The organism is Streptomyces sp. NPDC029836 (genome assembly GCF_055574495.1).
In genome coordinates this window covers 92062-112300 of the sequence record NZ_JBVHZI010000009.1, presented here as the reverse complement: position 1 = coordinate 112300, position 20239 = coordinate 92062, and the positions used below count along the sequence as shown (strand labels likewise).

Here is a 20239-nt window from a genome sequence, read left to right as displayed (position 1 = left end):
ATCCGTAGCTTCTGAAACCGAATTGGTGACGCACGAGGGTCGCAGCGAGATGTTCCGGAGAGCGAGAGCCCGCTCCGTCTGCCGCCTCAGTACTGTGACTTCGCATGACCGACACCGAGATCGAGATCACCCCAGACCTGGTCCGTGACCTGCTGCAGGAGCAACATCCAGACCTTGCCGGGCTGGCCATCCGCGAGGTGGCGGGCGGCTGGGGCAACCAAATGTGGCGCCTCGGGAGCGAGTTGGCCGTGCGCATGCAGCGCATGGATCCCACCCCGGAGCTCCAGCTCAAGGAACGGCGGTGGCTCCCCGTGCTGGCCCCACGCCTGCCGCTCCCGGTGCCGACCCCCGTGCGGTTCGGCGAACCGTCCGAGCGCTTCCCCAAGCACTGGACCGTGATGACGTGGGTTCCCGGCGAGCCGCTGGACCACGGCTCGATCAGCCGCGGCGCCCACGCGGCCGACACGCTAGCGGGCTTCCTCCGGGCACTCCATGTGGAGGCGCCCCCCGAGGCACCGATCGCTACGGACCGCGGCGGCCATCCCAGGAATTGCACGGAGGGCTTCGAGAACTTCTTCCAGGCCGTTGCCCCGGACGACATCGCTGCCGACGTCCGGGCCGTCTGGGACGACGCCGTTGCGGCCCAAGCGTGGGAAGGCCCGCGGGTGTGGGTGCACGGCGACCTCCATCCCGCGAACGTCGTTGTCTCGGACGGAACGCTCTCCGGCATCGTCGACTTCGGCGACATGTTCGCCGGCGATCCAGCGTGGGACCTCGCCGCCGCATGGGTGCTACTGCCCGCGGGCATGGCCTCACGGTTTTTCGACGTGTACGCGCATGCAGACGAGGCGGCGATCCGGCGCGCCCGCGGGTTGGCTGCTATGAAGAGCCTGTTCCTGATGCTCATGGGGCAGAACGGAGATCGGGGCCTTCCCGGCGGCAAGCTGCACTGGGGACCTGCAGGCCGGGCGGCACTTGATCGTGTTCTGAAGGGCGTTTGACGCACGCTTCTTCAAGAAAGTCCTCTCGAAACCCACGTGTTGTGCCAGGCACTTCTGAGAGACGCCCCGCATGGATCTCACGCCCGATCGGGCCGCATTGGCGGTAGAACGTCACGGCTGCCCGAACTATGACGCACGCCCGATGGCTCCGCCTGCCGCACCCGCGGCGGGAAGACCGCCGCGAAGTACCACACCCCCCGCTTCGTCCTCGTCCCCGCGGACCGCCACCCCGGCCGCGCGTGGAAGCAGGGTGCGGTACTCGCGGTCGTGCCCGCGCCCCGGACCGAGCGGCCGGTCCGGATCGGGTACGCGGGGACGTCGACCGCCCGCACCAGGAGCTGGCGAGCCAGCTCGAAGCCCTTTACCGGGCGGAGTGCCACAAGGTCTTCAAGGAGCAGATCAGCACCCGAGTGAAGATCCGGCCCGAGCTGGAGAAGGCGCTCACCCTGGCCCACCAGTTCAAGGAGGCCGCCCCCGAGACGCCTGTCATCCTCACGGTGCACGAGCTCAAGCGCCTTGCAAGGAACGCAGCCGAACTGATGACCTTGTCCGCCGAGCTCCAAGCCAGCGGCATCCAGCTCGAACTCCTCACCAGCCCGCTCACCGGCATCTACGACCCCAACGGCATGGGCGCCATGTTCTTCGCCGTCCTGGCCGTCGCCGGGCAGATCGAGCGGAACTACATCCGGGAGAAGACCGTCGAAGGCCAGGTGATCGCCGTGTCCAAGGGCAACCACGGGGGACGCCCGAAGGTCATCGACGACGATATGCTCACCTTCGCCGTCGCGCTCAAGGACAAGGGTGTCGCCATCCCCGAAATCGCGAAGAAGCTGACCATCAAGGTCGGGAAGAACGCGGGCAAGTCCCCGTCGGTCGCCCCGCTCTACCGGGCGCTCGCGGAAGCCGAGGCCGCCGCGGCGGATGACGGCCTGCCCCTGCGGCCCAAGCCCGTACGCATCCGCGGGCCCGAGGACCCGCTCACCTCCAAGGAGATCGACCTCCGCGCACGGCTCCAGGCCCAGCACCACCCGAACGCCGAGATGCGGTAGGCCCGCGCACGACCTGCCCCGATCCCGTGGTCACCGGCTTAGCGCTAACCGCTGTACCGCTGTCCCCCCCCAATGCCGCAGTAGGCGTCTCCCTGGGGAAATCCGCTACCGGCTGCTTTTCATACCCCGTGCCTAGGGGATGACGAGTAGCTTGCCGGTGGTACGCCGAGCCTCCAGATCGCGGTGAGCTTGGGCGACCTCGGCGAGCGGGTAGCGGGCCGTCACGGTGGTCTCAAGCGCCTTGGTACGCACCAAGTTGAGCACGTCGGCGGCGCGCCGGAGCAGTTCGGACCGATCGGCGATGAAGTGCCCGAGGCTTGGCCGGATCAGGGTCAGCGAACCGCCCTGGGCGAGCCGGATGGGGTCGAAGGGTGGCACTGCACCACTCGCGGCGCCGAAGAGCACCAGGTGGCCGCGGGTTCGCAGGCTGGCGAGGCTCGCATTGAAGGTGTCCCTGCCGACGCCGTCGAAGACGACAGGCAGGCCTTGGCCGCCATGGAGCCGCTTCACCTCGGCCGCGAGATCGTCCACTGCCGAGTAGAGGATCACCTCGGCGGCCCCGGCGCGCCGCGCCAGCTGGGCCTTCTCCGGTGTCGAGGTCGTGCCAATCACCCTGCCTCCGAGATGGGTGATGAGCTGGGTCAGCACAAGCCCCATGCCGCCGGCAGCAGCGTGCACGAGCACCGTGTCGCCCGGCTGGACCGGGTAGGCGTCCTTGACGAGGTAGTGCGCCGTCATGCCCTGCAGCAGCACGGCGGCGGCGGCCTCGAAGTCGACGCCGTCGGGCAGGGGCACGAGCCGGGAGGAGTCCACGACGGCCTGCTCGGCATAGGTGCCGGGAATATCCACCCAGCCGACCCGGTCTCCCACAGCGACGTGGGTGACGCCGGGTCCAACCTCGAGGACCGTGCCCGCGCCCTCAGTGCCCGGGATGAATGGCAGCGGGAGGGTGTACCGGCCCTGGCGGTGGTATACGTCGAGGAAGTTGACGCCGGACGCGGCGACCTCCACGACCGCCTGGCCCGGGCCCGGCGTCGGTTGATCAATGTCGACCAATCGCAGCACCTCGGGACCGCCCACTTCGGAAACCTGAATCGCTCGCATGACCCCTCCTGAAACGGCAAACTTCCCTCACCAACTCCACTCGTGGCGATCCTATTTCCGCTCGCGGTGAGGTGTCGTAGCCGTCACGTTCAGGTCAGCGACATGCGGGCCGGCGTCGACCGCGACAACATCCACGTCGACACCGCGAGCGGTGCGAAGGCATCCCGCCCGAAGCTCGACCTCGTGATGCAGCTGCTGCGCGAGAGCGACACCCTGAAGGCCACCCGGCTCGACCGCCTGTCCCGCTCTGTGCTGAGACGGGGTCTCCGCCCAAGCGCCGCAGCGTTCTGACCGTCCGGCACTGGACGCCCGTCACGATCGAGGAGTGGATCAGCGAGGTCCGGCCCGGGATGCGGCACTCGACCAGCCGGGCCCTGTGGCCGTCCGAGCGCGGCCCGCGGGTCGGGGTCCAGCGGCTGGACTCCCGCTTCGCCGCCTACCGGGACGCCATCGGCCTGGATCCCGCCCTGGAGTTTCACTCGCTGCGCAGGTCCTACATCACGCACCTGATCGAGGACGGCCACGACCCGCTCTGTTCGTCCAGCAGCAGGTCGGCCACGACCACGCTTCCACCACCGCGATCTACACCTGCGTCTCCTCCGACTTCCGCACCCGCTCCCTGCGTCGCGTCCTGGACGCCACCATCGAGGCCGCTCTGCGGCAGGGCCCCTGCGGGCGCAGGTCGCCAGCGCCCTCGTCCTCCTCTAAGCGCAAGCTGTCAGCCGCATCGTCCGCCTCACCATCGACGATGTCATCGACGACGAGACCGTCGTCACCGTCCGGCTGGGAGAACCGCCGTCCCCGCTGCCGAAGCCCGTCGGCGACCTGATGCGGGCCTACATGCAGTCTCGCCGGCACCTGCCCTACGCCAGCAGCAGGAGTTCACAGTGCTCTTCCCCGGCCGTCAGCCTGGACAGCCAATGAACCCGGTCAGCCTGCAAGCCCACCTGCGCGAGATCGGCGTCCCTCCGCAGCGCAGCAGAACCTCCGCGATCCGTCAGCTCGTCCTCCCAGCCCCGGCCCCCGTCATCGCGAAAGCACTCGGCTACCACGACAAGACCGCCACCCGCCTGGTCACTGAGGCCGGGGGAACCTGGAGCCGATACGCCCCCGGTGACCACACACGGTGAGTTGTCGCGCCGCTCCAACTGGCATGCCTCGTCACTCGGGAAACGTGAAGCCCAGTTCGCGCAAGCGAGGCAGGCAGGCTTCGAGGCACTGCTCCACCGACGCAGCATCGGTACGCACGAGGATGTCGTCACGCAACGGGGCGCCACTGGCCACGAACGTCCAGGGCTTCCGCCTCTCTGCCATCCGCTCAGCATCAGCCTTGAACAGCACGGTTATGCCCTGTTCGGCCAGCGCCTCCATGATCGCGACGATGTCCACCGGTGACCCCTCCAGAAGTGGCTCGAACACACCACGGTGAACCTATCCGTCCGAGGACGCACCACGAACACCGGCCTCGCCACCCAGAGTGACCAATGAGAGCCATCCAAGCTGCAACACGCGACACCTCAACCTGCGGACCTACCAGTCAAGCGCCCCCGGGCGATCCGCATGCCGTCGGGCAGAGGTGGGAATAGCCCAGGTACTCATGTCCGCAGAGTGAGCAATCCTGGGGGGAATCATGACGGGTGACCGTCACGACGCGGCCGGCCCGGCTCGCCGCACCCGGCGCGAGAAGATGACGGCTTGGTACGGCCGCAATGCGCTGTGGGTCGTCATAGGCGGCTTTTTGCTGCTGATGGCGGTGTTCTTCCTGATAGCGCTCACCAACAGCCCCGGCGGTGGCGAGCCGTGCCCGGCCGACAAGGTCTGCAATTTCGTCCGTTGATCTTGCCGAACCGGCCAAGCGAACCCGACCAGCTTGCTGGGCCCCCTCCGTGACCTCGGTGTCCCGGCCCAACGAGCACGGACCTCCGCCATTCGGCACCTCGTCCTCCAGGCCCCCCGCGCCGGTCATCGCCAAGGCCCTCGGCTATCACGACGAAACCGCCACCCGGCTCGTCACCGAGGCCGGTGGCACCTGGAGCCGATACGCCCCCGGTGACCACGAGCGGTGACACGTGAGCACTCACGCTGAGTCGGCTGAGCCTCGCTTGTCCTCAACGTGGACGACGTGAAGTTCTATGCCATCCCGATGGCGCTTGGAGCGTCCGAACAGCCCCACAGCGCTCTCCGACTGATCTTGAGGCTCATCAGGGCCGACATAGGTAAAGACGTCGTTGGGGTGCCCGGTGACCATCCCTCGGCGTCCTTGAGGTCGATCACCCCAAAACCTCCTGCCGAAGATCCGGCATGCACCGGGCCGAACTCCTTCAGGAGGGTGGTGGCCTGTTCAGCCAGCTTCCCTTCCGGAGCGGTCAGCACGACACAAGTGCCATGCTCGAACAGCACCCACGACTTCGGGGGTCGGCAAGAAGCCGCTGCCAGACATCTATCAGTACCTCGGTGTTCACGGCGATCATCATGCCGCAAAGCATCGACACAGGGTGTCGATCGACTGGCGGCGACGGCGAATACGCGACTTCTGAACATGCGGGCCTACCAGCCCCGAGGCCGTAGAGCCCCGTGGGTTCAGGGAAACTGAAGCTTGTTCAGCGGGAACTCGCTGGTCGGTCCGTGTGCATCAGGTGGGGCAGTCCATGGGTTCGGCGGGAACGCGGGGGTGGACTGTGGCAAGGCGGCGGGCTTCGGCCGTGACCTCAGCATCGATCTGAGCTACTGCTTTGTCGCCGCCGTATTCGAGGAAGGCGTACTCGTCATCGAGTTCGGCGAGCCGTGCAGTCAGGGGCAACTCATGCCCGTAGCGCTGGTTGATCCGGAAGGTGAGCTCCCAAGGTTTCAGCTCGCCGGCCAGCATGCGTCGTGCGAGCGCTCGCGCGGCGGCTTCTTGGCCGGCCTCGCTGGCAGCCGGATAGAGAATGAGGCCGAGCTCATCGAGCGCTTCGGGGAGCAAGTCGTGCACGTCGTAGTCCGCCTCGGCGCGTGTGCAGGCGGCCAGCCCCCGAAGTCCGGGGCTGTCCAGGCCGGCGACGAGCGCGTCACAGGCCGCGCTGACGACATCACTTGCAGGGATCTCGCCCACGCTCCAGAGAGTGGCGCGGTCCTGTAGTTCGCTGGCTGCTGCTTCGGTCGACGGCATCCGCCCATGTTCGCTTCAATCTCGGGTCCCGGTCGAACAGGTTTCACTGGTGCTTCTGCTCGGCAGCTTGCTCCAACGGAGCCCGCGCGGAGGCTGCCCGACTGGCGGGTCGCGGGCCCGGAGCGCTGGGTGAAGATCTCGCTGTGACGGATGACATCGCCCTCGACGTGCTCGGTGAGGACCAGGGCCAGGCCGCGGTTCACGGCGAAGCGGATGTTGCGTCCCCATCCCCGCGCCTCGGCGACCTGGTGAGCGAGGTACTTCGCCCAGGCCGGCCACGGGCTGGTCAGGTCGACAGCTGTCGGGTCGAGGCGGCTGTAGTCACGCGGGATTTGCTCGAACAGCGGCAGCTGACTCCAGTCGGCACTGGGCCGCCAGGCCGGCGCGGGCGGCAGCTTGCGTGGCGGTCCCCGTCGTCCTCCGCGCTGTGCAGGGGCGGGTGCCGGCTCGTTGCGGTGGTGCAGGCCGACGAAGAACAACTGGTGGTGCCGGACGGCCTGGAGCCGGGCTCTTGCATCGGCCTCGGCGGTCAGCGGACCGGCAGCGGTCTGGGCGTTGAGGCGGGCCTGGCACCAGCACAGACGGCAGTAATTCCACCTCAGCGGTGGGACGCGTCGACTGCCGCCGCAGGTGGCCGTTTCGTGGCTGCGGCCGAACATGTAGCAGGTCGGGCAGTGGCGCCCGCTGAATTTGCCCCAGGCCCGGCAACTGTCGCAGGGGTCGGTGGGCCGGTCAGGGCGGCGGCAGCGAGCAGGGCACCGGCTTGGGGGACGGCGCGCCCGTAGCATCGTACGAGGCTCATGGCGAGCCAGGCGCCGCCCATTGCGCCGAGGGAGGCGGCGACGAAGCCGAGGGCAGCCTGGCCTGGGGTGAGGCCGAGGCCGTCCTGCATGAACAGAGCCCAGGACAGGAAGAAGGCGCCCGAGAGCAGGCCGAAGGCCAGTTGGGTGGCGAGGCCGGCGTTGAAGGAGCGGCCGGTGAACAGCGAGAGTACGACCAGGGGTGAGCCATGCCTGCGAGTCCTGGCCTCTGTTGAGCGATGAACACCGCCAAGACGAGCAGACCGGCGGCCATGGCGGTGAACGACCAGGCGGGCCAGCCGTGTTCGTCGCCGAGGGCCAGCGGGAGCGTGATCAGGAGCAGTCCGAGAGCGGCGAGGAACATGCCGAGGGGGTCCAAGCGGCGCGTGGTGCGGTCCGGGGACTCGCGGATGGAGCGATCCCGGCCTGCCGCCCTCGTTGGCGAACCACTGCGCGATGTCTTCGAGGGGACCGGTGACGGGCCGGTCCGCGAAGGTGCGGCTGTTACGGGGCCTTGCACCCGTTCGGCGCAGGGGCCGCTGATGGCAGCGAGGCCGATAGCCGGTGGGCTGAGGTACTGCGGTCCATGAGCCTCCGGCGCGTGTATCGGACCTGCAGCGGTCAGGGGTCAACGTGGTCTTGACGCATGCCGTATGCAGGCGAGAGTTACAGAAACGTCTGCATTGGGTAACAACGGACGTTTTCATGGGTTTCGGGTGTGGTTCGGGTCCAGTGTGTGGCTCCTCGGCAGGACGCCGGGACCTGTTCGGAGTCCGCCCGGCTTGCATGAGTCCGGGCCGGACTGTCTGTTGAAGGAGCTTTCCGTATGTCTGCTTCTCTCGTCACCCGCCGCACCCTCGCCGGACTCCTGGCCGCCGGAGCGCTGATCGGTGCCGCGGCGGTGCCGGCCGCAGCCGACGACCACCGGCGCGACCAGCGCGGCCCGCATTCCTCCATCGTCATCGGTGACGTCGAGAACGCCGCTCGCGGGCGCGACAACCGAGCCCTGAACAGCGAGTGGGTCGAGGTGAAGAACACCGGCCGCCACAGCGTGGACCTGCGCGGCTTCACCCTCACCGACAAGCAGGGCAACCGCTACCGCTTCAACAACCTCCGCCTGCAGGGCCGCTCCAGCGTCAAGGTCCACACCGGCCAGGGCCGCGACACCCACCGCGACGTCTACCAGGACCGCCGACACCAGATCTGGGACGAGCGCGACACCGCCACCCTCCGAGACAACCGCGGCAACGTCATCGACACCGAGTCCTGGGGCCGCCGCGGCCACCACCACGGCCACTGACACCCACTAGGCAGCCACACCCGCAAAGCGTGTGACCTGCCGGCTACCGCACGGACCGGCGTGTCACGGCAAACCAGCCGCGGCACGCCACACCCATACAGGCCCCACGGCGCCCAACCTCGCCACACGGGCTTCGGATACAGCGCCCGGACCCGGGCGAGGGGGGAGTGCCGCAGCGCCTGGGCCTGCTCATCGGCAACGCCAACGCGCCGGCCATGAACCGGCACCCGCCGCGCCGCCGCTTCAACGTGCAGTTCTCGGCAGGGTGGGGCACCTGCGGGACGCTGGAACACCACTGCGTGCGGCCGGTGGTGGTCAGGGAGTTCGAGTGAGATTCCGCAAGTCGACGCCGGCAAGTACCGGCACCCGGTCCCAGGCCCTGGAGCACTACCGGCCCGCCGTCCTGTACTGGCTCATCGTCGGCTGCGGGCTCGAAGGACGCCCGGACCCCGACCTGTACCTCCAGCCCACACCCATGACGCTGCAGAACTGGGCCATCCACTACGCGACCGCCGCGCGTTCGCGCGACGCCGCCTGCGGAGCCGTCCGCTCTGTCTACCGATGGGCGGAGACCCCAAGGACCGACGGCGGAGCAGGCCTCGTGCCGCCCGGCACCGCGCGGTCCCTCCAGTTCCGGCGCGGTGGGAACTTCTCGGCCGGCCTGCCCGGACGTGATCTCCTCACCCCCGACCATTGCCGCTGGCTCGCCCAGGCCGCCGACCGCTACCCCGGCACCTGTCGTGAAGGGCCCCAACGCGCCCGCGCCCTCGTGTACCTCAGCCTCAACTACTACGAAGTGGGCGGACAAGCTCACCGACGCGGACCGGCGGGCGCTGTCGTCGCTGTTCTGGACCCACGTCAATCCGTACGGCCGTTTCGAGCTGGACATGAACAACCGCCTCGACCTGGACCTGTCCATCCGGGCGACGGCCGGCCCGCGCACCTGGCCTGAGGCGTGGTGAAGACGATGTTGCCCGGGACGCTGAGGCGTCCCGGGCAACCTCCTGAGTGGCAGAGCTATCGGGGGAGCCGCAGTCCCAGCCGTCGCCGGTGGCGGCTACGGGCGCCCGGCTTCTTTCCCACTGTTGGAGCCCTTCGCTTCCAGGCGAGCCTTCAGGGGTGCGAGCCCGGTCATCTGCAAAGGAATGCCGCCATGGTCGCCACGAACCAGTCGGCGTCGTCGAGCCACGGATAGTGGCCTGCTCCCGGCTGCACCGCGAGCGTGGCGTCAGGGAACGCTTCCGCGAACGCGGCCGCGGCCACAGGCGGACTGTTCAAATCGAACTCTCCAGTGAGCAGCAGAACGGGAGCCTTACAGGAGGCGAGCGCCGCACGCGTGGTCTTCGGGCTGAAGGCGCCCTCGGCCGCGAAGAGTGCGACAGCTTCCTGGTTGCTCGGCTGGCTGGCTGCGTGGTGCTTCTGTGCCGTGGCGTCCCACCGGCCCCAGAAGAAGGGGGCGACGGCTTCCCAGTCGCTGCCCGTGCCCTCAGTGATCGCTTGCAGGGCGGCGAACGCTGTCGGGAACCACGGCTCGTTCTTCCGGAGCTGCGCGAGCTCGCGCCGAGTCTCTCCCGTGATCGCTACGTCGACAGCTCGGGGACTGGGGCCGATGAGGGCGAGCTTGCCGACCTTCTCCGGGTGCCGGGCCGCGTACTGCGTCGCGATGTTCGTGCCGGCGGAGTGGCCGAGCAGGTCTATCCGCGGAAGGCCGAGGCGCTCGCGCAGCGCCTCGACATCGTCGACCAGGCGATCGCAGCGGTAGGAGGAGGTGTCCTGGGGAATCGCGGACCGGCCGGTGCCGCGAAGATCCAGGACGATCAGCCGGCGGTGCGTGGACAGGCCACCGAGGTCGCCGAGGTAGACGGAGTCCGTAGGGCCCCCTGGGATGCAGACGATTGGGTCACCATCACCGATCACGCGGTAGGAGAGCTGGGTGCCGTCGGGCGCGGTGAAGGTAGGCATGAGGCGGATCCTGTCAGTCATAACCTGGTAGTACAACCAGGTTATGAGCGAGGTGTTCTGGTGTATAACCGGGTGATGACAGGCGACGAGAGCACGCAACAGATCCCCGAGGCGCTGACCGAGGAACAAGCCGAGCAGATACTCGCCGGCATGAACGAGGTCATCCGTGCGGGCGAGGAGATGCGCAAGCTGCGCGCCGAAATGATCAAGGTGTTTGCCGGCTTCGGCTGGACGCAGGAACGCATCGCACAGCTAACTGACATGAGCCAGCCCGCCGTCTCCAAGCAGATGGCGAAGCACAAGACCGATGAGCTACGGACCCCGATGGAGGTGTCCCTCGACCAGCGCGACATCCCCTGGCTCGAAGGACGACTCTGGGGCCTCGCTGAGGACATCTCCGAGACTCTCGACGAAACCGCGCACTGTACCCGCTACGTCAACGCGCTCACCCGGGGGAAAAAACGCGTCACCCCCCAGAATGTCGACGAGCTGAGGCGTCTCGTCGAGGAGGACCTGAGACTGCACCGAGCAGAGCTGTCCGGCGGCTACCAGGCCGCGTACGACGAGATCAGCCGCGGCCTTGACCTTCCCTTGAAGGTCACCACCACCACATCAGCATCGGTACGCCGCTGTATCGCTTACCAGATCCAGCGCGATCTACTCAGGGGTTGACGCGGCCGAGAAGGCACCCCCGGGACGCTCCCAGACCAACCACACCAAGCAGGAAGTCACCCAAGGCGGCGCCTCCTCGCATGGCTCGCCGACCGGGAGCGCACAATCGGGCAGTGCCAGCAGGCCGACATCGACGCCTGGTACGCCGAGAACCTAGCCACCCGCCGTCCGCCCCAGTCATTCCTGCGGTGGTGCATGAAGACCGGCAGGATGCCCCGCCTCACACTGCCCCCCGCGGTCATCACCCAGGACGCGGAACCGCTGCACCAGCACCGCCGGCTCGCGATCCTCCGCCGGGTCCTCAACGATGACTCCTTGCCCCTGCGGGCCCGGGTCGCCGCCGCTCTCGTACTCCTCTACGCACAACCCGTCAGCCGCATCGTCCGCCTCACCATCGACGACATCACCGACGACGAGACCACCGTCACCGTCCGACTGGGAGAGCCACCGTCCCCGTTGCCGAAGCCCGGCACCGACCTGATGCGGGCCTACATCCGATCCCGACAGCACATGCCCTATGCCAGTAGCAGAAGCTCATACTGGCTCTTCCCCGGCCGCCAGCCCGGCCAGCCCATGAACCCGGTCAGCCTCCAAGTCCACCTCCGAAAGATCGGCGTCCCGCCGCAACGAGGCAGGACCTCCGCGATCCGCCAGCTCGTCCTCCAAACCCCGGCACCCATCATCGCGAAGGCACTCGGCTACCACGACAAGACCGCCCCCGCCTGGTCACCGAAGCTGGAGGAACCTGGAGTCGATATGCACCTGGCGACCACACACGCTGACAGGAGCGACGTGGCGGCTCTGGTGGGCCAAGCTCCCGCGCCCGGCCCGATGTCAGTACCAGGTGGCAGGTTCTGCCTCCATGAACAAGCAGCAGTTCTGGCAGCTCATCGAGGCAGCCCGCAATCAGGCGTCCAACCCGAATGACGGCGAAGTGGTCGCTCGCGAGGCGACCTCGCTGTTGGCCTCCCGGCCGGTCGAGGAGATCGTCGCAGCTGAGCAGGTTCTGTGGGACCTGATGGTTGACTCCTACACCAATCCTCTCTGGGCCGCTGCTTACCTTGCCAATGGGGGGTGCTCTGACGATGGCTTCGACTACTTCCGTGGCTGGCTGATCGCTCAAGGCCGTGAAGTTTTCGAGCGCGTAGTCGCTGATCCCGATGCCATGGCAGACTGCCCATCGTTCGAGCCTCCGCAGCCGACGGCGCCGACCTGGAGGGTGAGGACATGCTGGGCATCGCCTGGAACGCACACATCTCGGCGACCGGTGATCAGCTCCCCGCGAGCACACCCACCATCCGCTACCGGGAGCTGGACCCCACCTGGAACTTCGCTTTCGATGACCACGACGAAATGACCCGCCGACTGCCCCGCTTGGCAGCGCTCTATCTGGAGTAAGCGGAAGCTCAGTCACAGACCAGGTCCGCCAGTGATCAGGGGCAGGGTGGAAGGTCCCGCTGAGGGGCCGGTTATGGTCGGTGCCATGCCAACTGTCCCTGAATCCGTCCACGTGGCCGCTCTCACGCTGCGCCCCGCGACACGCGCCGACCTGCCCGCAGTGCTCGCTCTGCTCGCTGACGAGGAGAAGGTGGTGGACCCGGCGACGCTCGTAGTTGATGAGGCGTACGAGCACGCTTTCGCGGCGATCGACGCGGACCCGCGTAACGAACTTTTGGTCCTGGTCGAAGGCATCGACGACCAGGGTGATGGCGGCAGGGTGGTTGGCTGTCTGCAGGTGACGTACATTCCGGGGCTGGGCATGGGCGGGGCCGAGCGGGCCCTGATCGAGGCGGTGCGGGTCCGCGCGGACCGTCGAGGCGGTGGGCTCGGACGGATCCTTATGGAGCGCACGATCGAGCGGGCCCGCACGCGTGGCTGCGCGCTTGTCCAGCTGACCAGCAACAAGCGGCGCGAGGACGCGCACCGCTTCTATGGCGGGCTGGGCTTCGCGCGCAGTCACGATGGGTTCAAGCTCGCCCTTTAATATTCGGCGCCAGTCACTGGTGCCGGTGGGCGGAGGCTGCGGAGCCAGATGATCGCGCCTGAGGTGGAGTGTTGCGAGGTAGTTGCCGGGGGTCTTGTCGTAGCGGGTGGCGATTCCGCGCCACGCCTTCAGTTTGTTGATCAGGCGCTCGACGGTGTTGCGGTCGCGGTAGAGCTCAGCGTCGTGGGTGTCGGGCCGTCCGCAGCTGCGGCCCCTCCTCTTACGGTTGGCGGCCTGGTCGGCCTTCTCCGGGATGACCGCCTTGATCCCACGTATGCGCAGGTGGGCGCGGTTACGGCGGGAGGAGTCCCGTTGCGGTTCCCGGGCAGCGGCCGGCCGACCACAACGACGAGCCGGGTGTCGGCGTCGATGACGACCTGGTGGTTGGTGGAGTACCGGTAGTTCTTCGACTGCTCGGCGATGGTGCGGTCGCGGGTGGGCACCAAGGTGCCGTCCACGATGAGCACGGTGTCCTTGGCAAACCGCTTGCGGGGCTGGAGCGCGAGCATCGGTCCGAGAGGGCCAATCACGCGGTCCGCCGCCGAATCTGCGCAGGCGAACACAGCCCGCGCAAGGAGCCACTGGGTGATCACATTCCGGACGCGCAGCGCAGGGTGCTGGATGCCTGTCTCACGCCGTTCGGCGGCTGATCCGGTCAGGCGGCGCTGGCTTCCGGTGACGGCTCGGCGCCGGGGAAGATCGCCAGCGGTCGTCGGGCGCGACCCCGGCCATCTGTTCGAGCTTCCCAAGCGGCAGCTGCAGTCGGCCACAGCGTCGTACGGACCGGCGAGTCGTGGCGGACCAGCTCGCACTCGAAGACGCCGCGGTCGACGTCCGCCTTTTACGCCGCCAGAGTCCGGCCGTCGAACCGCTCGGTGAGGGCGGGCAGCAACTCGGCGAAGGTCGCGGTCGACGCGACCGGCTCCCTCACCGAGAACCACACCGGCCGGCGCGAGTTCTACGTCCCAGGACCCTGAGCCCTCCTGCTCCGAGCGGAGTCGGAACAGGAGGGCATCGCTTGGCCGGTGTCCCACCGGCCCGCTCCTGTCAGGCGTCGCTGACTGCCCGCAGGGGGCTGAGTGCTGCGGCCCGGCGGGCCGGGACGGCCGCTGCGAGGGCGCCCACCGCGAGGGAGAGGATGACGGTGAGGGCGAGCGTGCCCCAGGGGAGGCTGAAGGTGTACTGGGGGATGGCGCCGTTGGCCAGCCCGCTGACCTGCCATGCTCCGAAGAGGCCGCCGGTCATGCCCAGAAGGGTGCCGAAGGCGGCGATGGTCAGGGACTCCAGGCTGATCATTCGGTGGACGGCCGTGCGGTCCATGCCGATGGCGCGCAGGACCCCGATCTCGCGGGTGCGTTCAGCGACCGACATGGCGAGGGTGTTGATCATGCCGAGCGCGGAGATGAGCACGCCGACGGCGAGCAGTGCGAAGACCATGGTCATCAGATCACCGGCGACGCCTGCCTGTTCCTCGATGAGCTGGGCGCGGTTGTTGACCTCCAGCAGGGGGCTGTCGTCGACGGCGGTGCGCAGCTGCTGGGTCAGGTCCGTGGATGCGGCGTCCGGGGTGGTGCGTACCAGAACGCGCTGGAGGGAGTCGCGTACGAAGCTGTGCTGCTGCACCTCTTCGCGGTCGGCCAGGACGTCCTGGGCGGTGGGGTTGTCCTCGTAGACGCCGACCACGGTGTAGAGACGGTCGTGGTCGTTCTGGCCGGGGCCCATGCTTGCTTTGATCTGTCCGCCGGTGGTGACGTGGTTGTCGCGGGCGAAGGAGCTGGAGACGGCGATCCGGCCGGGTCCGATGTCCTTGGCCGAGCCACTGGTGAAGTCGAGCTTCATCACGTCGCCCACGGTCCGGGAGTCGATACCCGAGAGGTCTTTGGCGAACATGCCGGTGGAGATGGTGGAGTCCGCGACGGCGGAGGCGGTGGCGACGCCGGGGAGGGCGGCGATCCGCTGGACGGCGGCGCCGTCGATGGCGGAGGTGGAGTTGCGGGTGCTGATGACGTAGTCGGCGTTCAGGCCGGCGGTGGCCTGGGCTTCCAGGGCCTGGCTGGAGGAGTGGTTGATGACGGCGAGGCCGGAAACGAGGGCGGTGCTGATCATCAGTGCTGCGGCGGTGGCGGCGGTGCGGCGCGGATCGCGCAGGGCGTTGTCCCGGGCCAGGTCGCCCACGACGCCGAGGCGGCCGATGAGCCGGTTGAGGAGGCGGATGACCGGGCCCGCGAGCAGCGGGGCCAGCATGATCAGCCCGATCACGAGGGCGCCGGTACCCAGCATCGCGGTCTGCAGGTCGGCGTCCGAGGCGTGCGTCGCGTCGCTCAGCGAGACCAGTAGGACGACGCCGAGCAGCACCACGGTTGCGCCGAGCGCGCCGCGGATCCGGGACGGCGTCGCGGAGGGAGCCTGCTCGGCGCCCCGCATCGCCTCGATCGGTGCGATGCGTGCGGCGCGCCGGGAGGGCAGCCATGCGGCGAGGACCGTGATACCGACCCCGACGACGAGGGAGGCCACGACCGGCATGACGCCGATCACCAGCGGCCCCTGGGGCAGCTCCTTCGCGGAACCGAGCAGGCCGGGCAGGACTGTGGCGACACCGAGGCCCAGGACGAAGCCGACCGCGGAGGCGCCGAGGCCGACCACGGCCGCCTCGGCGAGGACGGAGCGGATCACCTGGCGGCGGGTGGAGCCGATGGCGCGCAACAGTGCGATCTCGCGGGTGCGGCGGGTGATCAGCATGCTGAAGGTGTTGATGATGAGGAACGAGCCGATGAACAGCGACACCACGGCGAAGATCAGGGGCAGCCGGGAGTAACTGCTGGTCACGGTGTCGATGTAGACGGACTGCTGATCGGCCAGGTCGGTCGAGGAGGTGAGCGTGGCGCGGTCGGCCGGCAGCAGCGCCTCGATGCGTTGGGAGAGCTCGACCGGGTCGGTGCCGGGCGTGGCCTTCAGGTCGATGCCGGTGTAGTGGCCGGGGGTGGCGAACAGCTTCTGCGCGGTGGCCTTGTCGAACACCGCGAGGGTGCCGCCGGAGGTGACCCGGGTGTCCTGGCTGGAGACGATGCCGACCAGGCGCATCTTCATGACGGGGCCGTCGGTGGCCAGGGTGACGGTGTCGCCGAGGGAGTATCCGCCCGCCTCGGCGGTGCCGGCTTCCAGGGCCACCTCGCCGTTGGTGCGCGGCGCACGACCGGCCGTCAGCGGGTGGCGGCTGTCCGTGCCGTCGGCTCCCGGAGTGTAGGCACCGGTGAGTTTCCCGCTTTGGTTGTCGGCCCGCAGCGGAGTTCCTTCCTTGGTGGCCAGGGTGACCGAGCTGTCTGCCGTGGGCCGGACCGTCGCCACACCGGGCAGGGCGGCCAGCTTGGCCACGAGAGCGTCATCGAGCACGGAGACGCGCTCGCCCTCCGGGGTGCCCGGGGCGTACTGGGGTTCCACGACCAGGTCGATGTCCGCGTAATTCTTCGCCATCGAGGCGCGGTGGGCAGAGGTGGTGGAGTCGGCGAAGACGAGAGAGCCGGAGATGAACGCGACACCGAGGCAGACCGCGAGGGCGGTCATGATCAGACGGGCCTTGTGCGCGAGGACGTTGCGCAGGGCTGTTCGCAGCATGGGGAAGCTTTCCGAATACCTTGAGAGCGGCGAGGGACGAGGGGTGTGGAACCAGAGGTCAGCGGAGGCTGCCCTCGGCCTCGAATGCGAGCATCCGGTCCAGGACGGAGCCGGAGGTCGGCTCGTACAGCTCGTCCACCAGTCGGCCGTCGGCGAGGAACACCACACGGTCGGCGTAGGAGGCGGCGACCGGGTCGTGGGTGACCATCACCACACTCTGGCCCAGCTCGCGCACCGAGTGGCGCAGGAAGCCGAGGATCTCGGCGCCGGAGCGGGAGTCGAGGTTGCCTGTCGGCTCGTCCGCGAAGACGATCTCGGGGCGGGAGGCCAGGGCGCGGGCCACGGCGACGCGCTGCTGCTGGCCTCCGGAGAGCTGGGAGGGCCGGTGGCCGAGCCGGTCGGTCAGGCCCACGGTGGCAACGACGGTCTCCAGCCACGCGGCATCGGGCCGGCGTGCGGCGAGCCGCAGGGGCAGCGTGATGTTCTCCAGAGCGGTCAGGGTGGGCAGCAGGTTGAAGCCCTGGAAGACGAACCCGATCTTCTCGCGCCGCAGCTCGGTGAGCTGCCGGTCGTTCAGGGCGGACAGCTCGATGCCGCCGACGCGGGCCGAACCGGAGCTCACGGAGTCCAGCCCGGCCATGCAGTGCATCAGCGTGGACTTGCCCGAACCGGAGGGCCCCATGGCCGCGGTGAAGCGGCCCCGGCCGAAGTCCACGTCCACCGAGTCCAGGGCGGCCACCTGCGTGTCGCCCTTCCCGTACAGCTTCGACAGGCCGGCCGCGCTGGCAGCCGGCTCGACGGGGCGGGCAACGGGGGAAGGGTACGTCTGTGACATGGGGGCTCCGTCCAACTGGGGTACGTCGGCCCGCAGGGCGTGCGGCGGGTCGGGGGCGTATTCATCGTCACCGTCCTCACCTGCGAAAACGTCGCCCTGAAGGCGGGAGCTGATCTCTGCTGAAGGGCATAGCCGCCCGGTTCTTCTCTTCCGATGGGCAGAGGCGTCGGTGACGGCTCCGTCCGCAGCGCCCTGCGACTGACCGCGGAGGCCGTCGCCTCTGCCTTTCGGGGGAGAGGCGAATCGGCCGGAGGGCTCACGCCGCAGGGGCCTTTCCGCACCGATACTTGGCTTCGTGCCGTGTACCAGCGCTTTCTCTCGTTCTACCCGCCGCCCGGGAGGCCCGGCCGGGCGAGGAACCGGACCGTCGGCGGCCGAGACGGCGGGAGTGGCGCTCGCCTCCCTGGCCACCCTTGCCGCGGGCGCCTATCTCCCGTATCCACCGCACCCGGGGTTCCAGCTGGCAGCCGTCGTCCTGGCCGTGGCTCTGTTCCCCTTCCACCGGCTACTGCGGGCTCCCGTGCTGCTCGCCCTGGCCGTGCTGACCGGCGTGGCGCCCGGCGCCGCCCCGGCGCTGGCGGCCACCGTGTACGGGTCGGCGTCCCGGACGGGTCCCGGGCGCCGCCGTGTCCGCGCGCCGGCTGGTGCCGGGGCGGCCGTGGTGGGTGCCGCCACCCTGATGGCGCCCTGGCTGGGACCGGGATCCATGGTGTACGGGGCCGCACAGGGGCTGGTGCTCACCGCGACGGCCGTCGTCGTTCCGGGGCTGGTCGGCACCGTGCGGGGACAGCAAAGCCGATTGGTGCGGGCGCTGCGTGAACGGGGTGACGCCTCGGAGCGGGCCCGGCAGCTCGCCGCCAGCGAGGCCCGGGTCTACGAGCGGTCCCGTATCGCGGCGGAGATGCACGATCTGCTCGGACACCGCCTCAGCCTGATCTCGCTGCACACCGGGGGCCTGGAGATGGCGCTGGGAGGGGCGGCGCCCGAGCTGCGTGAGGAGGCGGCGCTCGTACGGCGCACCACCGGCGTCGCGATGCGCGAGCTGCGCCAGGCCCTGGGCGTACTGGGACCGCTGGGCAGAGACACCGGTCCGGACGCGCTCACCGATACCACGGGCCTGCGGGCCGACATCGAGGCCCTGGTCGAGGACTCCCGGGCCGGCGGTGTCCACGTCCGGCTGGAATGGAAGGGAAGCGATCTCCTCGACCGGTCCCCCCAGCTCCGGCGCACGGTCCACCGCGTGGTGCGCGAGGCCCTGACCAACGTCCATCGCCACGCGGTCACCGCGTACACCACCGTGACGGTCGTGCACGACGACACGACCGTGACAGTCACCGTCCGCAACGGTGCCCCCGCCCTCCCTGCTGCTCCCGGCCTCCCTGCTGCTCCCGGCCCGGGCACGGGCACGGGCCGGGGACTGGCCGGTCTCAAAGCCCGCACGGAGCTGCTGGGCGGAACGTTCTCGGCACTCCCACTGCCGGCCGGCGGATTCCAGGTGCAGGCCGCCCTTCCCACCGAGCCCGTAGAGGTAGGGGAAGGGGCCCGAGAGGACACCTTCCCCCGCGACGTCCCCGATGCCCCGCACCTGCCACAGGAGACGGCGCCACCGCACCCTACGGTGGGATGGCTGACGGCGGCCTGCGGCATCACCGCACTGTGGGCCTCAATGCTGCTCGGCGTCGGGTTCATCTACGCCGCGCAGCCCTCCGGTGACAGCACTCCGCCCCCACCGCCCCATATCGGCATGACCTACGGGCAGGTGGCGGGCAGCGGTGTCCTGGACAACCACGCAGTCCGAGCCGCGGCGACCGGCCACGAACCACCCCGCCCGGAGACCGCGGTCGGATGCATCTACCCCTTCAACGGCACAACCGAGATCGGCCCCGGGCGGCTGACGATCGCCCGCTACTGCTTCGACACCACCCGGCACCTGATCGCCATCGACCGCTTCTCCGTCCCCTCCGTCCAGGACGGCACACCCTGGGAGACCCCGTGACCGAGCCCGATCGGCCCATCCGCGTCCTGCTCGCCGACGACGAAGCGATGATCCGGGCCGGAGTGAGCCTGATCCTGCGCTACGCCGACGGCATCGACGTCGTCGCCGATGTCGCCGACGGACACCGGGCCATCGAGGCGGCCGCCACCCACCAGCCCGATGTCGTGCTACTCGACATCAGGATGCCCGGATGCGACGGGCTGGCCGCGATCGGTCCACTACTGGCGCTCGCCCCCGCCCCGCGGGTGGTGATGCTGACGACCTTCGGCGACGACGAGAACGTCCTGCGCGCCCTGCGCGCGGGCGCGGCCGGTTTCCTCCTCAAGGACGAGGGCCCGCAGGAGCTGATCAGCGCCGTCCGGGCCGCCGCCGCCGGGGACGCCGTCCTCTCCCCGGCGGTGACCGCGGCGGTGGTCGCGCGGATGCTGCGGGGGGACAGAGCAACGGCGCAAGCGCCCTCTGCCGAGGACTGCCCCGGGTTGGACCGACTCACGGCCCGCGAGCGGGATGTACTGGCAATGCTCGGCCAAGGACTGTCCAACCTCGACATCGCCGACCGGCTCGGCATCGGCATCGGCACCGTCAAAACCCACGTTGGCGCGATCTTGGAGAAGACCGGCTCGACGAGCCGGGTGCAGGCCGCCCTACTGGCCCACCGGGCAGGGCCCGCCTCCCGTCTTGAGTGATCCGGCCCGCCGCCGGACCCACAGTCACGGGGCGCGACCGGCCCCTGGGCAAGGCCTCCACGCTGCACGAGCCGGCAGGGCTGATCGACA

At 69.1% G+C, this 20239-nt stretch carries 21 protein-coding genes and 3 pseudogenes; 15 read left to right on the top strand and 9 right to left on the bottom strand.

Annotation, left to right across the window (positions count from 1 at the left end; all coding sequences use genetic code 11):
• Window positions 1–104: 104 nt before the first annotated feature.
• Together ACZ4XJ_RS24935 and ACZ4XJ_RS24930 are read left to right on the top strand one after the other, a co-directional pair.
• Window positions 105–1001, top strand: coding sequence for an aminoglycoside phosphotransferase family protein (locus tag ACZ4XJ_RS24935; protein WP_468497414.1), 897 nt, complete (start codon window positions 105–107; stop codon window positions 999–1001).
• Window positions 1002–1240: 239 nt separating this feature from the next.
• A complete protein-coding gene (locus ACZ4XJ_RS24930) occupies window positions 1241–2050 on the top strand; it encodes a recombinase family protein (protein WP_468497413.1) in 810 nt (269 codons plus the stop codon).
• Between the two features lie 132 nt (window positions 2051–2182).
• Here the strand turns inward: ACZ4XJ_RS24930 and ACZ4XJ_RS24925 are convergent, their stop codons facing one another.
• Complete coding sequence (locus ACZ4XJ_RS24925) at window positions 2183–3154, bottom strand: quinone oxidoreductase family protein (RefSeq protein WP_468497412.1); 972 nt, start codon at window positions 3152–3154, stop codon at window positions 2183–2185.
• 102 nt (window positions 3155–3256) lie between these two features.
• On the opposite strand from ACZ4XJ_RS24925, the gene ACZ4XJ_RS24920 reads away from it, so the two are divergent.
• Together ACZ4XJ_RS24920 and ACZ4XJ_RS24915 are read left to right on the top strand one after the other, a co-directional pair.
• Window positions 3257–3445, top strand: coding sequence for a recombinase family protein (locus ACZ4XJ_RS24920; protein ID WP_362876000.1), 189 nt, complete (start codon window positions 3257–3259; stop codon window positions 3443–3445).
• Between the two features lie 629 nt (window positions 3446–4074).
• The gene (locus ACZ4XJ_RS24915; RefSeq protein ID WP_468497411.1) at window positions 4075–4284 is read left to right on the top strand and encodes a hypothetical protein; all 210 of its coding nucleotides are present in this window, start codon (window positions 4075–4077) and stop codon (window positions 4282–4284) included.
• 31 nt (window positions 4285–4315) lie between these two features.
• On the opposite strand, the gene ACZ4XJ_RS24910 is transcribed toward ACZ4XJ_RS24915, so the two are convergent.
• On the bottom strand, window positions 4316–4543 hold the full coding sequence (locus ACZ4XJ_RS24910; protein WP_052877024.1) for a hypothetical protein: 228 nt from the start codon (window positions 4541–4543) through the stop codon (window positions 4316–4318).
• Between the two features lie 241 nt (window positions 4544–4784).
• Between ACZ4XJ_RS24910 and ACZ4XJ_RS24905 the strand changes: the two genes are divergently transcribed.
• Together ACZ4XJ_RS24905 and ACZ4XJ_RS24900 are read left to right on the top strand one after the other, a co-directional pair.
• Window positions 4785–4991 carry a hypothetical protein gene (locus tag ACZ4XJ_RS24905; protein WP_468497410.1) on the top strand — a complete coding sequence of 69 codons (207 nt, stop codon included), beginning with the start codon at window positions 4785–4787 and terminating at the stop codon, window positions 4989–4991.
• A 58-nt stretch (window positions 4992–5049) separates the two neighbouring features.
• The gene (locus tag ACZ4XJ_RS24900; protein ID WP_468497409.1) at window positions 5050–5220 is read left to right on the top strand and encodes a hypothetical protein; all 171 of its coding nucleotides are present in this window, start codon (window positions 5050–5052) and stop codon (window positions 5218–5220) included.
• A 64-nt stretch (window positions 5221–5284) separates the two neighbouring features.
• Here ACZ4XJ_RS24900 and ACZ4XJ_RS24895 read toward each other — a convergent pair whose 3' ends face one another.
• Together ACZ4XJ_RS24895 and ACZ4XJ_RS24890 are read right to left on the bottom strand one after the other, a co-directional pair.
• On the bottom strand, window positions 5285–5554 hold the full coding sequence (locus ACZ4XJ_RS24895) for a hypothetical protein (RefSeq protein WP_468497408.1): 270 nt from the start codon (window positions 5552–5554) through the stop codon (window positions 5285–5287).
• A gap of 232 nt (window positions 5555–5786) precedes the next feature.
• Window positions 5787–6302, bottom strand: coding sequence for a hypothetical protein (locus ACZ4XJ_RS24890; protein WP_468497407.1), 516 nt, complete (start codon window positions 6300–6302; stop codon window positions 5787–5789).
• Window positions 6303–7928: 1626 nt separating this feature from the next.
• Between ACZ4XJ_RS24890 and ACZ4XJ_RS24885 the strand changes: the two genes are divergently transcribed.
• From ACZ4XJ_RS24885 to ACZ4XJ_RS24875, 3 genes are all read left to right on the top strand, one after another.
• A complete protein-coding gene (locus ACZ4XJ_RS24885) occupies window positions 7929–8402 on the top strand; it encodes a lamin tail domain-containing protein (RefSeq protein WP_468497406.1) in 474 nt (157 codons plus the stop codon).
• Window positions 8403–8569: 167 nt separating this feature from the next.
• Window positions 8570–8734: a hypothetical protein gene (locus tag ACZ4XJ_RS24880; RefSeq protein WP_468497405.1), complete on the top strand. Its 165-nt coding sequence runs from the start codon at window positions 8570–8572 to the stop codon at window positions 8732–8734.
• Window positions 8735–9142: 408 nt separating this feature from the next.
• Window positions 9143–9364 carry a hypothetical protein gene (locus ACZ4XJ_RS24875; RefSeq protein WP_468497404.1) on the top strand — a complete coding sequence of 74 codons (222 nt, stop codon included), beginning with the start codon at window positions 9143–9145 and terminating at the stop codon, window positions 9362–9364.
• A gap of 169 nt (window positions 9365–9533) precedes the next feature.
• On the opposite strand, the gene ACZ4XJ_RS24870 is transcribed toward ACZ4XJ_RS24875, so the two are convergent.
• On the bottom strand, window positions 9534–10364 hold the full coding sequence (locus ACZ4XJ_RS24870) for an alpha/beta fold hydrolase (RefSeq protein WP_468497543.1): 831 nt from the start codon (window positions 10362–10364) through the stop codon (window positions 9534–9536).
• Between the two features lie 75 nt (window positions 10365–10439).
• On the opposite strand from ACZ4XJ_RS24870, the gene ACZ4XJ_RS24865 reads away from it, so the two are divergent.
• From ACZ4XJ_RS24865 to ACZ4XJ_RS24850, 4 genes and pseudogenes are all read left to right on the top strand, one after another.
• Window positions 10440–11036: a sigma-70 family RNA polymerase sigma factor gene (locus tag ACZ4XJ_RS24865; protein WP_468497403.1), complete on the top strand. Its 597-nt coding sequence runs from the start codon at window positions 10440–10442 to the stop codon at window positions 11034–11036.
• Between the two features lie 210 nt (window positions 11037–11246).
• Window positions 11247–11963 carry a hypothetical protein gene (locus ACZ4XJ_RS24860; protein WP_468497402.1) on the top strand — a complete coding sequence of 239 codons (717 nt, stop codon included), beginning with the start codon at window positions 11247–11249 and terminating at the stop codon, window positions 11961–11963.
• Window positions 11899–12434 (top strand): annotated as a pseudogene (locus ACZ4XJ_RS24855) (DUF4240 domain-containing protein). The gene ACZ4XJ_RS24860 and the pseudogene ACZ4XJ_RS24855 overlap by 65 nt, the downstream one beginning before the upstream one ends.
• An 85-nt stretch (window positions 12435–12519) precedes the next feature.
• The gene (locus ACZ4XJ_RS24850; RefSeq protein WP_468497401.1) at window positions 12520–13020 is read left to right on the top strand and encodes a GNAT family N-acetyltransferase; all 501 of its coding nucleotides are present in this window, start codon (window positions 12520–12522) and stop codon (window positions 13018–13020) included.
• Here ACZ4XJ_RS24850 and ACZ4XJ_RS24845 read toward each other — a convergent pair.
• The 4 genes and pseudogenes from ACZ4XJ_RS24845 to ACZ4XJ_RS24830 form a co-directional block, all read right to left on the bottom strand.
• Window positions 13017–13422, bottom strand: a pseudogene (locus tag ACZ4XJ_RS24845) (hypothetical protein); the annotation flags it as partial. The gene ACZ4XJ_RS24850 and the pseudogene ACZ4XJ_RS24845 overlap by 4 nt on opposite strands.
• A pseudogene (locus ACZ4XJ_RS24840) lies at window positions 13332–13571 on the bottom strand (transposase); the annotation flags it as partial. The pseudogenes ACZ4XJ_RS24840 and ACZ4XJ_RS24845, both read right to left, overlap by 91 nt.
• A 496-nt stretch (window positions 13572–14067) precedes the next feature.
• Window positions 14068–16632: an ABC transporter permease gene (locus tag ACZ4XJ_RS24835; RefSeq protein WP_468497400.1), complete on the bottom strand. Its 2565-nt coding sequence runs from the start codon at window positions 16630–16632 to the stop codon at window positions 14068–14070.
• Between the two features lie 58 nt (window positions 16633–16690).
• The gene (locus ACZ4XJ_RS24830; RefSeq protein ID WP_468497399.1) at window positions 16691–17467 is read right to left on the bottom strand and encodes an ABC transporter ATP-binding protein; all 777 of its coding nucleotides are present in this window, start codon (window positions 17465–17467) and stop codon (window positions 16691–16693) included.
• A gap of 388 nt (window positions 17468–17855) precedes the next feature.
• On the opposite strand from ACZ4XJ_RS24830, the gene ACZ4XJ_RS24825 reads away from it, so the two are divergent.
• Both ACZ4XJ_RS24825 and ACZ4XJ_RS24820 read left to right on the top strand, forming a co-directional pair.
• Window positions 17856–19463, top strand: coding sequence for a sensor histidine kinase (locus ACZ4XJ_RS24825; RefSeq protein WP_468497398.1), 1608 nt, complete (start codon window positions 17856–17858; stop codon window positions 19461–19463).
• The gene (locus ACZ4XJ_RS24820) at window positions 19460–20149 is read left to right on the top strand and encodes a response regulator (protein WP_468497397.1); all 690 of its coding nucleotides are present in this window, start codon (window positions 19460–19462) and stop codon (window positions 20147–20149) included. Before ACZ4XJ_RS24825 ends, ACZ4XJ_RS24820 begins: the two co-directional genes overlap by 4 nt.
• Window positions 20150–20239 lie beyond the last annotated feature (90 nt).

What these genes read in the sequence shown, in the direction of transcription:
- ACZ4XJ_RS24935 (WP_468497414.1), top strand. Translation starts at nt 105, where the DNA reads ATGACCGACACCGAGATCGAGATCACCCCAGACCTGGTCCGTGACCTG.
- ACZ4XJ_RS24925 (WP_468497412.1), bottom strand. Translation starts at nt 3,154, where the DNA reads ATGCGAGCGATTCAGGTTTCCGAAGTGGGCGGTCCCGAGGTGCTGCGA.
- ACZ4XJ_RS24920 (WP_362876000.1), top strand. Translation starts at nt 3,257, where the DNA reads ATGCGGGCCGGCGTCGACCGCGACAACATCCACGTCGACACCGCGAGC.
- ACZ4XJ_RS24915 (WP_468497411.1), top strand. Translation starts at nt 4,075, where the DNA reads ATGAACCCGGTCAGCCTGCAAGCCCACCTGCGCGAGATCGGCGTCCCT.
- ACZ4XJ_RS24905 (WP_468497410.1), top strand. Translation starts at nt 4,785, where the DNA reads ATGACGGGTGACCGTCACGACGCGGCCGGCCCGGCTCGCCGCACCCGG.
- ACZ4XJ_RS24890 (WP_468497407.1), bottom strand. Translation starts at nt 6,302, where the DNA reads ATGCCGTCGACCGAAGCAGCAGCCAGCGAACTACAGGACCGCGCCACT.
- ACZ4XJ_RS24885 (WP_468497406.1), top strand. Translation starts at nt 7,929, where the DNA reads ATGTCTGCTTCTCTCGTCACCCGCCGCACCCTCGCCGGACTCCTGGCC.
- ACZ4XJ_RS24870 (WP_468497543.1), bottom strand. Translation starts at nt 10,364, where the DNA reads ATGCCTACCTTCACCGCGCCCGACGGCACCCAGCTCTCCTACCGCGTG.
- ACZ4XJ_RS24865 (WP_468497403.1), top strand. Translation starts at nt 10,440, where the DNA reads ATGACAGGCGACGAGAGCACGCAACAGATCCCCGAGGCGCTGACCGAG.
- ACZ4XJ_RS24860 (WP_468497402.1), top strand. Translation starts at nt 11,247, where the DNA reads ATGCCCCGCCTCACACTGCCCCCCGCGGTCATCACCCAGGACGCGGAA.
- ACZ4XJ_RS24850 (WP_468497401.1), top strand. Translation starts at nt 12,520, where the DNA reads ATGCCAACTGTCCCTGAATCCGTCCACGTGGCCGCTCTCACGCTGCGC.
- ACZ4XJ_RS24835 (WP_468497400.1), bottom strand. Translation starts at nt 16,632, where the DNA reads ATGCTGCGAACAGCCCTGCGCAACGTCCTCGCGCACAAGGCCCGTCTG.
- ACZ4XJ_RS24830 (WP_468497399.1), bottom strand. Translation starts at nt 17,467, where the DNA reads ATGTCACAGACGTACCCTTCCCCCGTTGCCCGCCCCGTCGAGCCGGCT.